General features: G+C 61.3%; 12 protein-coding genes. 6 read left to right on the top strand and 6 right to left on the bottom strand.

Annotated elements, in window-relative coordinates; genetic code table 11:
* Nucleotides 1-128 precede the first annotated feature (128 nt).
* The 3 genes from BLU15_RS31225 to BLU15_RS31215 all read left to right on the top strand — a co-directional run bounded on the left by BLU15_RS31225 (nucleotide 129) and on the right by BLU15_RS31215 (nucleotide 3,203).
* Nucleotides 129-800 carry a response regulator transcription factor gene (locus BLU15_RS31225; RefSeq protein ID WP_034798107.1) on the top strand — a complete coding sequence of 224 codons (672 nt, stop codon included), beginning with the start codon at nucleotides 129-131 and terminating at the stop codon, nucleotides 798-800.
* Nucleotides 800-2,137 (top strand): sensor histidine kinase, encoded by a 1,338-nt coding sequence (locus BLU15_RS31220; RefSeq protein ID WP_090300759.1) that lies wholly within the window; start codon nucleotides 800-802, stop codon nucleotides 2,135-2,137. The genes BLU15_RS31225 and BLU15_RS31220 overlap by 1 nt, the downstream gene beginning before the upstream one ends.
* A 178-nt stretch (nucleotides 2,138-2,315) precedes the next feature.
* The gene (locus tag BLU15_RS31215; RefSeq protein ID WP_090300780.1) at nucleotides 2,316-3,203 is read left to right on the top strand and encodes a DUF3313 domain-containing protein; all 888 of its coding nucleotides are present in this window, start codon (nucleotides 2,316-2,318) and stop codon (nucleotides 3,201-3,203) included.
* Between the two features lie 17 nt (nucleotides 3,204-3,220).
* On the opposite strand, the gene BLU15_RS31210 is transcribed toward BLU15_RS31215, so the two are convergent.
* From BLU15_RS31210 to BLU15_RS31190, 5 genes are all read right to left on the bottom strand, one after another.
* Nucleotides 3,221-4,036 (bottom strand): carbohydrate ABC transporter permease, encoded by an 816-nt coding sequence (locus BLU15_RS31210; RefSeq protein WP_090300757.1) that lies wholly within the window; start codon nucleotides 4,034-4,036, stop codon nucleotides 3,221-3,223.
* Nucleotides 4,033-4,977: a carbohydrate ABC transporter permease gene (locus BLU15_RS31205; protein WP_090300755.1), complete on the bottom strand. Its 945-nt coding sequence runs from the start codon at nucleotides 4,975-4,977 to the stop codon at nucleotides 4,033-4,035. Before BLU15_RS31205 ends, BLU15_RS31210 begins: the two co-directional genes overlap by 4 nt.
* Nucleotides 4,974-6,005 carry an aldo/keto reductase gene (locus BLU15_RS31200; protein WP_034798112.1) on the bottom strand — a complete coding sequence of 344 codons (1,032 nt, stop codon included), beginning with the start codon at nucleotides 6,003-6,005 and terminating at the stop codon, nucleotides 4,974-4,976. The genes BLU15_RS31205 and BLU15_RS31200 overlap by 4 nt, the downstream gene beginning before the upstream one ends.
* Before the next feature lie 67 nt (nucleotides 6,006-6,072).
* Complete coding sequence (locus BLU15_RS31195; RefSeq protein WP_090300753.1) at nucleotides 6,073-7,413, bottom strand: ABC transporter substrate-binding protein; 1,341 nt, start codon at nucleotides 7,411-7,413, stop codon at nucleotides 6,073-6,075.
* Nucleotides 7,414-7,704: 291 nt separating this feature from the next.
* Nucleotides 7,705-8,910: an MFS transporter gene (locus BLU15_RS31190; protein ID WP_090300751.1), complete on the bottom strand. Its 1,206-nt coding sequence runs from the start codon at nucleotides 8,908-8,910 to the stop codon at nucleotides 7,705-7,707.
* A gap of 166 nt (nucleotides 8,911-9,076) precedes the next feature.
* Here BLU15_RS31190 and BLU15_RS31185 point away from each other — a divergent pair, with 166 nt between their 5' ends.
* Entirely contained in the window at nucleotides 9,077-9,979 is a 903-nt protein-coding gene (locus tag BLU15_RS31185; protein WP_060520301.1) for a LysR family transcriptional regulator, read from the top strand.
* Nucleotides 9,980-10,095: 116 nt separating this feature from the next.
* A complete protein-coding gene (locus BLU15_RS31180) occupies nucleotides 10,096-10,530 on the top strand; it encodes a winged helix-turn-helix transcriptional regulator (RefSeq protein WP_051659405.1) in 435 nt (144 codons plus the stop codon).
* Nucleotides 10,531-10,560: 30 nt separating this feature from the next.
* Here BLU15_RS31180 and BLU15_RS31175 read toward each other — a convergent pair whose 3' ends face one another.
* Nucleotides 10,561-11,190 (bottom strand): flavodoxin family protein, encoded by a 630-nt coding sequence (locus BLU15_RS31175; protein WP_090300749.1) that lies wholly within the window; start codon nucleotides 11,188-11,190, stop codon nucleotides 10,561-10,563.
* Between the two features lie 665 nt (nucleotides 11,191-11,855).
* On the opposite strand from BLU15_RS31175, the gene BLU15_RS31170 reads away from it, so the two are divergent.
* Nucleotides 11,856-12,356, top strand: coding sequence for a DUF1801 domain-containing protein (locus BLU15_RS31170; protein WP_060643687.1), 501 nt, complete (start codon nucleotides 11,856-11,858; stop codon nucleotides 12,354-12,356).
* Nucleotides 12,357-12,433: the final 77 nt, after the last annotated feature.

Below are 12,433 nucleotides of genomic sequence, written 5' to 3'. Positions count from 1 at the left end.
GAGGTCGGCTCGATGCGTGTGCTAGCTCTGAACGATTGCAGCAGTGTTACGTTCGACTGCCCCGTGGTTTCCGTAATGCTGCTGTAATTCTTGCGGCAGATTCGAAAGGTCGAAGCCATGGGGTGCCGATGCGGATACTGCTGATCGAAGATGAGAGGGAGCTGGCGGCGGCACTGGCTGTGGCGCTCAGCAAATATGGCATCGTCATCGACCATACGACCCATCTCGCCGATGCAGCCGAACTTGCGCGTCAGAATGACTACGGCGCTATTCTTCTCGACCGCCGCCTGCCCGACGGTGAAGGGCTGAGCTTCATCCCGCAATTGCGCCGCATTGGCCAAGACGCGCCGATCATCGTCCTGACGGCACGCAACGAGCCGATGGAACGGGTTGAAGGTCTCGACACCGGGGCGGACGACTATCTCGGCAAACCCTTTCTCGTCGAAGAACTGATGGCGCGCCTGCGCGCCGTGTTGCGCCGTCCGGCTGCGCTTGCTGAGCTTCAGATCAAGGTGGGACGAATGGCGCTCGATCCGCTGAACCTCACCGTGACCGTCGATGACGTGAAGCTTGACGTCCCAAGGCGCGAACTCTTCGTGCTCCAGGCCCTTGCGAGACGCCGGGACAAAACCGTTCTCCGCTCGACGCTCGAAGCAGCGGTCTACAACTACGAAGAAGAGATCCAGTCGAACGCGATCGACGCCCACATTTCAAGGCTGCGCAAGCGGCTGGCGGATGCTGGGGCCGGAGTTTCGATTCACAACATCCGTGGGGTCGGTTACCTCCTGAAGGAAGAGTGATGGGTCAGACGACAGGACGCAATCCGTCGCTCTGGTGGCTGCTCAGCTGGCAATTGAGCCTCGTCATCATCGCCGTCGTTGCCTCGGTGATCATCGGGCTCTGCATCTGGGCAACCACGATCATGTCGCCGAACACGGCCATGGAGGGGACGGTCGTCTCGGTCGTGTCCCGTGCCGTAGGCCGCGGAAGCGATGGTCAACTGCAGCTTTCCGAGACCCATGACCTGACGACGCTCAAGGCGCAAAACAGCGCATTGTGGTTCGTAGTCGCCACCACCAGCGGTGCCTTCGCGTCCTATGGATCCGTTCCGCCCGCTTATGCCGCGCTGCCCACGGTAATCCACCTGTTCGACGAAGCGGATATCAGGGGGGCCGCAGCCACTGGCGAGATTGCGACAATCGAAAACGCGAAGACGCCGGCTGGCGAAGTCCGGATTCTGTTTGGCGGCGTGGCGGACAAGGGCTGGGGTGCCCTGGCTCTCTTGGCGAAGGCCTATCCAATCTACCTGTCTTTGATCGCCAGTGCCCTCCCGGCGATTTTTCTTGCCGTTCCTCACATCGTCGGGCGTGCTCTCGCGACGGTGAGCGAGGTTGCCGACGAAGCATCGCGGATCGATCCGCGCCGCCACGGGACGCGCCTTCCGCTCGCGGGAATCCCGAACGAAGTCGCCCCGGTTCTGATCGCATTCAACGGCGCACTTGAGCGTCTCGAGGACGAGTCCAGAAAGCGGCGGCGCTTCCTGATCGATGCGGCCCACGAACTGCGAACCCCCATTGCGATCATGCAGACGCGCATCGATGGCATGCCTGATGGCCGGGAGAGAACGCGCCTGATGGATGATGTCGCCCGGCTCGCAGAAGCGGCAGAGCAGCTTCTGGACTTCGAGCGCAACGACCAGGCGCTCGTTCTGGACGAGCCGATGGATCTGGTTGACATCGCGCGATCGGCGGTTGCCGATCTCGCTCCGTTGGCGATAGGGGGTGGCTATCAGGTGTCTTTCCACAGTGACGTGGAAACACTTGCGCGAAAGGGCAATCCAACTGCCGTGTTGCGCGCGGTCACGAACCTCGTCCGAAATGCGATCGATCACGGCGGCAATTCGGGCATGATTGCCGTCTTGGTCTCAAGCGATGGGCGCGTGGAAGTTTCCGACGAAGGACCGGGCATACCTGCCGAGCATCAGGAACTCGTCTTTGAACCCTTTTACAGGGTTTCTCCCAAGGACACGGGCGCGGGTCTTGGTTTGAGCCTTGTAAAACAGGTGGCTTCAAACCACGGGGGGCGTGTCAGTCTCACGAGTTCAGCGAGCGGAACCAAGGTGGTCGTCCACCTCTGACCGCGAGAGGCGTGGGATTTAGGTCGCGGTCACCGCCGCGCCCATGCTTGAAGGGTTTTCGAGACACCATCCCTTCGGTGTCAGCTCTAACCTGCTTGTAATTCTGTAGCAATTGTCCATCCCCAAGGTCGCCGTTGCATGTCAACGGAGATCATTAAACGTGCTAAAAGAATATTTTATTCAATCGCTTGCCTGGGTTTCTTCATCGCTCGTCCCGGCCGGCGCGGTGGCGCTGGCAGGGCTACTCTCGGCAACCCTGGTCGGATGCCAATCGGTTCCATTGAAGGAGGCGGGGACTTTGACCTCCTATGGCAAGCTCGGTCCGTCGAAAGGCATGGTGGCCAAGAAACGCCTCTACGTTGATGGACAACGTCTGGTCGACGTGAAAACCGTCCGCATCGCGCCAACGACGTTTTCCTTTGCAGCCGCCTCCAAGATCAAGTCCGATACCGATCGCGATTTGGTTTCGAACGCTCTCGATCGGGCGCTCTGCGTCGCGCTCAGCGACAGGTACCAGATGGTTCCTGCCAATCAGCCTGCTGATCTGACGGTTCGCTCCGTGATCGCCGATATTGTCCCGACAGACAAGGCGCTCGCAGGGGTTTCCACGGCCATCACCATTGGTACGGGGTTCGTCCTGCCCGTCAGCGTGCCGCGATTGCCTGTCGGCCTGGGAGGCTTGGCTGTAGAGGCGGAAGCGGTCGATGCCAGCGGTCTGCAAAGTGCCGCCATGCTTTGGGCGCGTGGTGCAAATTCGATCCTCGACAAGCCCCGTGTTTCGGAAGTCGGCGACGCCTATAGCTTTTCGACGAAATTCGCCGACGCGTTTTCGCAGGTGCTGATTTCCGGCAAGGAGCCGAAGGCATTGGATATCTCGCTGCCGACCCGGCAACGCATGCAGTCCTGGTTGGGTGGCAAACCCAAATATGCCGCATGCGATGCCTTCGGTCGGGCACCGGGCCTGGTCGGCGCGATAGCAGCCAAATACGGCGCCCCGCCTCAATGGACCGACAAGAAACCAAAAGCTGCGGCGCAACAAGCGTTCAACTCTCCTATTGCGCGATAGCTTGCGGCTGGCGATCCTTATTTCACCCCGCCTTGGGCAAGCCCGCTCACGAGGTAGCGTTGCATGAACAGCGCGACCAGATAAACCGGTGCGATGCCTGCCAGGGAGGCGGCTGCCATCTGGCCGAAATTCACGAGACGGTCGCCCTGGAAGAGCGAGATGCCCACCGGCAAGGTCCGCGTGGCGTCGGAGAAGGTGAAGGCGGAAGCAAACAGGAACTCGTTGTAGGACAAGACCGTGACGATGATGAAGGTCGCGACGATGCCGGGCGCGATGATCGGCACGACGATCTGCAGCAGCGTGCGAAATGGACCGGCGCCGTCCATCGCCGCTGCCTGTTCGATCTCGATCGGCATCCGGCGCAGGAACGGCATCAGCAGCCAGAAGGCGACCGGCACGTTGGCGAAACCATAAATGAGAATCAGGCCAGCGCGCGTATCGAGCAGTCCGGTTGTCTTCAGCAGAAAAAACAGCGGGATCAGCGCTACGATCGGCGGCGCCATGTAGCTCGACAGCGTTACGTCCGACAGCCATTTGCCACCGATCTTCAGCCGCAGGACGGCATAGGCCGACGGCAGCGCCAGCGCGATGGTGACGAGGCCCGAAACCAGCGACACGATCACGGAATTCAGGATGAAACCGAGGATGTTGGCCGCGTCGAAGGCCGCCGGCCAGTTGGCGAGCGTCGGTATCGTCGGCCAGAAGCGTCCGTTGAGCACGTCGTCCTTCGTCTTGAAGGAAACCGCGATGAGATAGAGGAAAGGCAAGGCAAAGAAGCTGACGACCGGCGCTGTCGCAAGGCCGAGCCACAGATGTCGCGCGGCAGGTCTCACAGCTCTCGCCTTTCGAAGTGCTGGTGCAGCCGTACGACGGGCAAGGTCACAAGCCCGATGACAAGCGCATAGATCATCGTTTCGGCCGCGGCGCGGCCGACGTCGAACTGTTCGATCGCCCGCCGATAGATGGCAAAGCCGGCCGATGTCGTCGCAAAGCCCGGTCCGCCGAAGGTCAGTATGTAGATGAGGTCGAAGAGCTTGAACGACAAAATGAGCTTCAGCAGATAGATCGACGAAAGCGGTGCTGCGACCAGCGGAAGTGTGATGTGCCAGAAGCGCTGCCAGCCATTGGCCCCGTCCACCAGCGCTGCCTCGTGAACGCTGTCGGGTACCGTGGAAAGAGCCGCAAAGCAGAGAATGACGATGAATGGCGTCCATTGCCAGAGGTCGGCGGCGCCGATCGCCAGCCAGGCGAGCGTCGGGTGACCAAGAAAGGAAATCGGCTCGGAGATAAAGCCATAGGTGATCAGGGTACCGTTCAGGAGCCCGCCGGCCGGCGCGAAGATCAGCTTCCAAGCGATGCCGACCATGACCGGCGGGGTCATCAGTGGCAGCAGAACGAGGCTCATCAAAAAGCGGCCGGCCTTCAACAGGGAAGTGAAAAGCAGCGCGATCAGGAAGCCGAGCGCAAGCTGCACCAGCGAGGTGGCAAGTGCATAGGCGACGCTTCTGCCGATGGCCGCGAGGAAGATCGGATCCTGAAGCGCCGTTGCGACGTGCTTGATGCCGACGAAGCCGCGGAACGGCTTTCCAAGCGTGCTCTTGCTGAAGGCAAGCGCCAGCAGAAAGACAGTCGGGTAGAGCGTCGTAACGATCAGCGCGACGAGGACCGGTGCGATCCAGGCCAACCGTGCGAGACGCGCCCAAAAGGCGTGGGCGCGTGCGGCAACACCCGCCGCGCCGGCGGGTTCCAGCACCTCGACGGCAAAGGTGGTCATGCGGCCTCGGCCAGATCCGGGCGTGTCGGCCCGCTGCCGGCCCGGGTGGCCAGCAACATGTCCTCGATATCGTCGAGGTCGCTGGGCGTGAGCGCAAGGGTTGCGGCATCGATCCAACCGTCGATCTGCAGCGGTTCGCGCGCGCCGATGATGGCACCGGTGACGCCGGGCCAGGAAATCGCCCAGGCCGCAGCGATCGCAGCGACGGTCGTTTTGTGTCGCGCGGCAATCGGCCTCAAGCCTTCGGCAAAGGCCAGGTTGCGGTGAAGCGCTTCGCCCGAAAATTCCTCGTCGCGCGATCGCCAATCGTCGTGCGGAAGGGCCCGGGCGCGCGCCGGCGTAAAGGCGCCGGTGAGCAGGCCTGATTGCAGTGGGCTGTAGGCGATGACGCCGCTGCCATGCGCCTGCACCCACGGCAGGTCTGCTCTGGCGAACTGGCGCTTGATTGCCGAAAAGGGCGGTTGCACCACATCGACGGGCGCCACCGTTGCCGCGCGCTCCAGAAGCGCCCGATCGTGGTTCGAAAGCCCGATGGCCCGTACCTTACCCTCTTTCTTCAACTCAGCAAAAGTCGCCCAGTATTCCTCGACCGGCGTGCCGTCATTGGCAGGCCAGTGCACCTGGTAGAGGTCGATGACATCAACGCCGAGCCGCTTCAGGGAAGCCTCCAGCTCGCGGCGAATGGATTGGGCATTGCCGATGCGGGCGGGAAGGGCGTTGCGGTTGTCCGGGTCCCAGATCAGCCCGGCCTTGGTGAAGATCAACGGACGTTGGGAGCGTGGGATGGTCGAAAGCGCCTCGCGCACGATCTGTTCGGAATGGCCGAGGCCATAGACGGGCGCCGTGTCGATCCAGTTGATGCCGCGCTCGACCGCATGACGGATGGCGGCGATCGACCGGGTATCGTCCTGACTTCCCCATCCCCAGCCCCAATCGGGGCCACCGATGGCCCAGGCGCCGAAGCCAACGGGCGTGATGTCGAAATCGGTTCGGCCGAGCCTGCGTTTCGGCAAGGATCTTGCGCTCATGGTCTTTTGCCTCGTTTCAAAAAAAGTGGCGGGGCGGCGCCGGGAGGAAGCGCCACCCCGCAAGCAATCAGCCGTTGGTCTCGATGATTTCGGTCCAGGCCTGGTGGGCATCGGCGATCGCCTGTTCCGCGCTTTTGGTGCCGGCGAGCGCCAGGGCCAGTTCGTCGGTCAGCGCATTTTCGAGTTTTGGCGCATAGACGGCGGTCGGCCAGGCCAGGCTGTTTTCCAATGCGCCATCATCGAGCAGCGGTTGCACCAACGGCTGGAAGTCTCTGAAATTCTTAGATTTCAAGCCAGACTGGCGGTCCGGGTCGATGCCCGAGCCGGTGAGCGCCAGAAGCTCCTGGTGGTAGTCCTTGCCGGTCGCAAGCTTGATCAGGTCCCAGGCGACGTCCTTGTTTTTCGATCCGCTGGTGATCGCAAAACCGAAGCCGGCATTGAAGGCGAGGCGGGGTGTTTTGTTGCTGCCGGCGACGGGAATGCGCGTCACCCCCCACTTGTCGACGATCTTCGAGCCCTTGGGGTCCTGTGCATAGCCGCCGAGATCGGTCCAGAAGTCGATCTGTGCAGCCTTGCCGTTGAGAAACGCGGGCAGCCCTTCTTCGAAGCGGGTTTCAAGTGGGGTCGGCAGCGCATGGGGAGCCGACGCAAGCAGCGACTTCAGGGCTTCGACGGCCTCGGTGCTGTCGAGCGCCGAGGTGCCGTCCGCCTTCAAGAAGTTGCCGCCGAAGCCGGTGAGCCGGTTGGCATAGGTGGAAAGAATGATGACCGGGATCTTCGCGCCCAGAACCGCAGCACCATAGATGCCGTTCTTCTTTTCCGCCTCGGTGATCACCCTGGCGTTCTCGTTGTATTCGTCCCAGGTTGCCGGCGCCTTCAGGCCGTAGCGATCAAACAGCTCGCGGTTATAGAACAACAGATGGCTGTCGCCGTCATAGGGCAAGCCATAGCGACGGCCGTCATGCAGCGTGTACTGGTCGTAGATGGTCTGGATGAAGTCTTCCGGCTGGATCTCGGCCTTGTCGCGCTCGATGAGATCGGTCACGTCCTCGATCACGCCATCTTCGGCGAGCTGGCCCTTGTAGGTATAGAAATAGTCGATGACGTCGAACTGGTTGGCGCCCGACTGCACGTCCAGCGTCGCCTTGACGCTGACCTGGTCGTAGGGCACCGCCGTGACGTTGACCTTGGCTCCGGTCAGCCTTTCGAAATCCTCGGCAATTTTCTTGCCGGTGACGACATGCGGCTGGATGATCAGAAGATTGACCGTGCGGCCGGCATATTTGTTGCCGGACGCAAGGGCCGTCGAGGAGGCAAGCGGGGCGATGAAGGGCAGGGCGCCGGCAGCGGCGAGCGATTTCAGCACGCTGCGGCGGCGATAGGCCTGGCCGAAAATGGAACTGGACATGAGATCCTCCGTCGAAATCTGGGCTGGCCAGCGTTGTCATTCGTTGTGGGCGGAACGGGTCCGGCGCACGCGTTGTTGCCAGCATCATGCGTGAGAAACCTCGGCTTATACACATTTAGTCTATGTATTTTATGTAGTATTGCGGAATGATTTTGCTGCTCTCCTCCCGGCCGGAGTAGGAATTTCCTCAAGCGATTGTTCCTGATCCGCCGGAGCCGGGACGAAAGCCGTCCCGGTCCATCCGGTTGCGCACAGATGGTAAGTGCGATCCGCTCGATATATGTCCGATGATCAGTCAACCTTAGCAGTGGCCAGACGTTGCGCTTTCAATCCGAGCAGAATTCCGAGGGAAGGCAGGATGCCCGCTACGAGCAGGTTGGTGCCGAGATCGAACTGATCGACAATACAACCGCCGGCAAAGGATCCGGCGGCAATGGCGATATTAAAGATTGCGACGAACAGCGCCGTTGCGACTTCGATGTCGGAGGGTGCCGACTTCATCATCCAGGTTTGCAATGAGACCGAGACGCCACCATAGGCGATGCCCCACAAGATGAGGACGACCGCACCGCCAAGAGCGGAGTTTCCGAAGAGAGCAAAGCCGAAGAGGACAGCAGCAAGGGCACCGGCAATGCACAGCAAGGTCGCGCCGGTACGCCTGGCGGCCCCAGGGCCAGCAACAAAGTTTCCGCCAATACCAGCGGCTCCATAGGCAAACAGCATGAGCCCGACCCATTGTGTGCCGATGCCCGAAACAACTTCCAGGAGCGGACGTATGAAGGTGTAGGCCATGAAATGCCCCGCAACGAACAGGAACGTGATCGCCAAACCAAGCTGGATCCGGCGGTTCAAGAGCTGATGGCCAAACTGGCTGAGCCGGACGGACTGGTGGACGGGCAGCGCAGGCAACGCGCAGAGATTGACCACAAGCACGATCGCACAAAAGACCGCCATCGCGGCAAACGCGAAGCGCCAGCCCGCCGCGTCACCGATCATGGCTCCGACCGGAACGCCAAGAACCGAAGCTGCTGCAACGCCGCCGAAAATGATCGCCGTTGCGACACCGATCGATCGGCCCGGAACCAGCCGTAGCGCAAGGCCTCCGGCAACGGCCCAGATGCCGCCCATGCAAAGGCCGACAATGATACGCGCCGCCAGGAGCAAACCGATCGTACTGGCCAGCGCCGAAATGATGTTTGCAACAACCAGCAGCAAGAGAAGGGTGGTCAGGATGCGCCTTCTGTCGATCCTGCCGGCCAAGAGTACCACGGTGGGCGCAAAGAGCGCGGCAAGCAACGCCGGCAGCGAGAGCGTCAAACCGGCGGTCCCCATCGACGTTTGAAGGTCGTCTGCGATCGGCGTCATTAACCCAACGGGCAGCATCTCCGTCGTCACGACGCAAAAGGTCGACAGGCCGGCGGCATAGACCGGTAGCCAATTCTCCCGGTCAGGGCCTCCCTTCCTTTGGAGTCCGTCGGTTTCTTCCCGGAGTTTCATCTAATTGCCTCTTTCGTTCTGGGGCGAGGCACGTTGTGGCGCCCAGCCAATCCTTCATGTCCCGTTGCCGGGACGTTGCAAGGCATTCTTTACTGTTTCCGATATTCAGATAAACTTCGGCCTTATGGAAACAAAAGGGACGAATCGTCCCCAATAGGATCTTGCGATGCTGGACCATCTCGGCGATGTGCGCGCCTTTGTTCGTGTCGCCGATGACCAGAGCTTCACCCTGGCGGCGGAACGGCTCGGCCTCTCCCGTTCCGCGGTCGGGAAATGTGTCGCACGTCTTGAAGACAATATGGCAACGCGGCTGATCCATAGAACAACGCGTAGCGTCAGCCTCACCGAGGAGGGCCAGCTCTTCTACGAGCATGCGATCAGGATCCTGTCAGAAGTGGACGACGCGGAGTTCGCCTTGGCACAACGGCACCAGGCCCCAAGAGGGCGCCTTCGCATCGATGTGCCGATCGCCCTCGGTAGGCTGCACATTCTGCCCGTTCTCCAGCGCTTCCTGAACCGTTGGCCCGAGGTGGAAGCGGAGGTTTCGTTTTCGGATGAGTATCGCGACATCGTCGGCGACGGCATCGACGTTGCCGTTCGTATCGGCGGGCCCACCGACAGTCGCCTCGTGCGGCGGGTCCTGGCCTCTCATCGGCTCATAACCTGCGCTGCGCCGGAGTATTTAAAGCGGCGCGGAACGCCGCGCACCATCGACGAACTGACGCGCCACGACAGGATCGGGTTCAAGCACGCAGGCGGACCGGTACCGTGGCATTACAGGGTCGGCGGCGGAGACCGGGACGTCGGTGTTCAGGGAAACTTGCGTCTCGGAAACACCGAGGCCATTCGCGACGCTTGCCTCGCCGGAACGGGCCTTGCGCAACTCGGCGCCTTCCTGGTGGGCCGCGACATCAGGGAAGGCAGGCTTGTCCCCCTGCTCGAAGAATTCGAACGCGACGAGCCGCCTGTTTGCGTCGTCTATCCGACACGAAAGCACGTTTCTCCAAAGGTCCGCCTTTTTATTGAGGCCATCCGAGCGGAATGGGCGGCCGGTGCGCCCTGGGCGTAGCCCGGCGCGCCCTCATGCCTTCGGCTGTGCTACTCGCAACTTGTGGGGCGCGATCACGCGCACTACCTGTGAGGCGTGAAGAGCGGCGGCCGCAACGGCATGTCCTTGAGGTGATGATGAAACTGCCCCCGCAAGCTGGAGCCCCGCCTGCGAGCAATCCCGACGTGTTCGACGCATCCTGCTCGGCTCGGCATGCGCTCGAACTGATATCGACGAAATGGGCGATCCTCATCATGTCGGCGCTCGCGGCGGGCCCGATGCGCAATGGCGCGTTGCTGCGCAAGATCGAGGGCATTTCGCAAAAGATGCTGACCCAGACGTTGAAGGACCTCGAGCGCAACGGGTTGGTGCAGCGTCACGATCACCAGACGAACCCGCCCCATGTCGAGTACAGTCTGAGCTCGGTCGGCCTGTCTCTCAGCGAAACGCTCATCAGCCTCGACCGATGGGCGGAGCGGAACTTTCCGGAGCTTGATTACTTCAGGGAGCAATACGATGCGGCCGCGAGCGAGGCAAAGGCGGCCAGGCGGCGGAAGGTCCGCCTGGCCTAGCCGAAAGATATTGCGCGCACGCAAGACGGCTCACGCCCAGACGCGACCTGATCGCGGCGTGTCGATCTGGTAGTCGGAGGTGTGAGCGCTGAAGAAATTCCGACCGAACACGCGTGCCCGTCCGATCGGGTCACTCGGATCGCGGCAAATATCTGTGCGTGCGTTGCCATGGCCATGAACGACGCCGACGAAGGTCGAACGCGTATAGCGGCTGAATTCCTGGAACTGATGCTGCGGGCTGGACGAAACGGTGGGGTAGGTCTCTTCTGAGCTGAGGACGAGGCCGATCCGTTTTCCAGTCATCTGCGCGACAACGGACGCCGATTGTGGATGCGACGCGGCGACGTAGCAGAACATTCGATCGAAGAACGCCTTCAACTGCGCAGAGACGCCATACCAGTAGATCGGGCTTGCGGCGACAAAGCCGTCAGCGGGAAGGTAGGAACCAAAGAACGCCCGCCGGAAACCGTCGTCGATCGCGCATTCGCCATCGGGCATACGACATTGGCGACAGTCTCTAAGCAGCGCCGACAGGACGTCGTCGACATGAACGGTCTCAACCTGATGGCCCGCCTCAAGCAAACCATCGGCCACCGCTTTCGCCATCGTCGTGGAGTTTCCATCGCGCCGCGGGCTGGAGCAGAGAACCATTGCCTTCATCGATATCTTCCTCAAGCAGCGGACAACCTGGAAAGGGAAACTCCAGGGCTTGGCTGCAGGCCTATCGGGCGCAGAGGCCACCTACAAGTACGCACCTTGGGGTGCCTATGTTGCGGGTGCTTTCGCTCTTTCGCTATTCGGTTCGGGCCGCGACGGCCAGTTCGGCACATGCCGGGTAGAGGCGCTTGCTGGTGACAAGGGATCGCGGCCGTGGCCTTGGGCCCACGTGGCAAATCGACCGGAGCAGGCTGCAACAGCGCGCGCAGTCGTGTCGGCAGAGCGTCTTTTCAGTTCAGCAGGTCTACAGCCGTTTGGGCATGGGTGTTGTCCGGCGGTCAAGGTGTTGGTGGAGAGCACGCTCGAGATCCCGAATGATGGCAAGTCACGAGAGCCGCTGCTGCACAGGTCGGGATCGCAAGGGGATCCGGACCGTTTGCATGCCATGACCCTACGGCTGTGGAGGGATGCCGTGCCGATGGCCAATACTTGGCGAAGCGGCTTTCTGATCGAGTTGCGGCCCGCAATGCAGCTGACACCGGAGGTTTATTCTTGACCGATGCATAGCTGGATGGCTATGTATCGTGCTTAGCCATTTGGTATGGGGCTCCGCGCCCATCACGGTGGATCCGACCCTGAACGAACTGACGGAACAGTCGAGGTCCGGGATGTCTGAGAAGAAAGTCGGAAAGAACGCACCGAAAGCCGCTTCCCTTGCGCCACGCTCAAAGATCGGACGCAAGACGCCGCCGACAAAATCGGCCGATGGCGTCGTCCTTCTAACCGGCGGCAATCCGCAGATCGCAAAGGGCTACGGAAATGCGCCGGTGCAGCAGTACATCGCTGCGATGCCGGGGTGGAAAAGCGATCTAGGCAAGCGGCTGGACCGGCTGGTCGTCAAGACCGTTCCCGGCGTCGAAAAAGCGGTCAAGTGGAACTCTCCCTTTTATGGCGTGGAAAAGGATGTCTGGTTCCTCAGTTTTCATTGCATGACGAAATACGTGAAGGTCGCTTTCTTCCGCGGGGCGCAATTCAGCCCCTTACCTCCCGGCACGTCAAAACAGCCGGATGTTCGTTATCTCGACATCTATGAGACGGACGAACTCGACGAGGCGCAGTTCATGGATTGGGTCAAGCAGGCCAGCGAACTGCCGGGCGAGAAGATGTAAAGCGTCGCCGCAGATCATTCGCCGCCGGGAATGGCCGAGCCAACGGATGTCAGCGGCCACGGCGGCGTACGGCCGCG

It is taken from the genome of Ensifer sp. YR511, from assembly GCF_900103045.1.
Classification (GTDB): Bacteria; Pseudomonadota; Alphaproteobacteria; order Rhizobiales; family Rhizobiaceae; genus Ensifer; species Ensifer adhaerens.
The sequence above is the reverse complement of the archived record's forward strand: the minus strand, read 5'-3'. Positions and strand labels throughout refer to the sequence as shown.